This window comes from Kitasatospora sp. NPDC008115, from assembly GCF_042957205.1.
In the GTDB taxonomy this organism is placed as follows: domain Bacteria; phylum Actinomycetota; class Actinomycetes; order Streptomycetales; family Streptomycetaceae; genus Kitasatospora.
The window spans coordinates 1-1,670 of sequence record NZ_JBIBHU010000089.1; the positions used below are offsets into that span (position 1 = coordinate 1).

The window sequence follows — 1,670 nt, forward strand, 5'->3', positions numbered from 1 at the left end:
CTCCCCACCTACCCCTTCCAACACCACCACTACTGGCTCCACCACACACCCAAAACCAACCCCACCACCCCCGGCGCCACCACCCTCGACCACCCGCTCCTGGGCGCCTCCCTCACCCTCGCGGACTCCGACAGCTGGCTCTTCACCAGCCGCATCGCGCTGCACACGCACCCCTGGCTCGCCGACCACGCCGTCAACGGCACCGTCCTCCTCCCCGGCACCGCCTTCCTCGAACTCGGCCTCCACGCAGGCAGGACCCTCGGTTCCGAGCATGTCGAGGAACTCGTCCTCGAACTGCCGCTGCTCCTGCCCGCCCAGGGCGGAGTCCAGGTCCAGCTCGCGGTGGCCGCCCCCGATGCCCGGGGACGTCGGCGGTTCACCGTCCACTCCCGCGAGGAGGACGAAACGACGGACGCCCCGGCGTGGACCCGGCACGCCAGCGGCGTGCTCACGGCGGAACGGCGGCCGGCCGGGTCCGATCTGGAGCAGTGGCCCCCGGCCGGCGCCGAGCCGCTCGCCGTCCACGACCTCTACGACAACCTCGCCGACGCCGGATTCACCTACGGCCCCGCGTTCCAGGGCGTGCAGTCCGTCTGGCGGCTCGGCGACGACGTCTACGCCGAGATCAGGCTGCCCGAGGAGGAACAGGGCGCGGCCCACCGCTTCGGCCTCCACCCCGCGCTCGCCGACGCGGCCCTCCACACGGCCGCGTTCACCACGTCCGGCACGGCGTCCACGTCCGGGCGACTGCCGTTCAGCTGGAGCGGCGTGTCACTGCACGCCGACGGCGCTTCGTTCCTCCGGGTCAGGATGACCCCCACCGGGCCGGACGCGTACGCGCTGTTCTTCGCCGACGCGGCGGGACGGCCCGTCGCCTCGATCGACTCGCTGACGACGCGTGAGCTCTCGCCGGAGGACCTCGACGGAGCGGACCGGGACATCCTCCGGGACGGTCTGCACCGGCTGTCCTGGACGGCCCTCGCCCCTCACGGCGACGCGGAGCCGACCGGACGCTGGGGCCTGCTCGGTCCACGGGGCCCACGAACCGAGGCACTGCTCGGCCCGGCCGGCCAGGACGCCGAGGTGTTCGAGGACCTGTCCGCCCTCACCCGGGCCGTCGAGGCGGGCTCCCCGCTCCCCGACGCCGTACTGCTGCCGCTCGCCACCGGCGCCGACGCCGATGCCGGCGAGGACGACGTGGTCGCCCGGGTGCACGCGGCCACCGAGCACACCCTCCACCTCATCCAGTCATGGCTGCGGGACGAACGGTCGGCCGGCACCCGGCTCGTGGTGCTGACCGGGAACGCCGTGGTCGCGGAGCGGTCGACGGACGCGCCGGACCTGGTGCAGGCCGCGCTCTGGGGCCTGGTCAGCTCGGCGCAGAGCGAGAACCCCGGCCGGATCATCCTGCTGGACACCGACGGCCGGCCGACGGCTCCGGCGGTCCTCGGCGCGGCCCTGAGCTCGGGCGAGCCCAGGATCGCGTTCCGGTCCGGCGGGGCGCTGGTGCCCCGGCTGGTGGCGATGAAGCCCGCCGAGGTGCTCGCCGACCGGATCGACGGATTCGAGGAACCACTGGACCGTTCGGGGACCGCGTTGATCACCGGCGCGACCGGCATGCTCGGCTCCCTCATCGCCCGCCACCTCGTCCACCACCACGGCATCCGCCA

1 protein-coding gene is annotated in these 1,670 nt (G+C 73.9%); it reads left to right on the forward strand.

Going from position 1 to position 1,670, the window contains the following annotated elements; all coding sequences use genetic code 11:
- Positions 1-1,670: polyketide synthase dehydratase domain-containing protein (locus ACFZBX_RS36940; protein ID WP_391538202.1), on the forward strand; the 1,670-nt coding region annotated here is incomplete at both ends.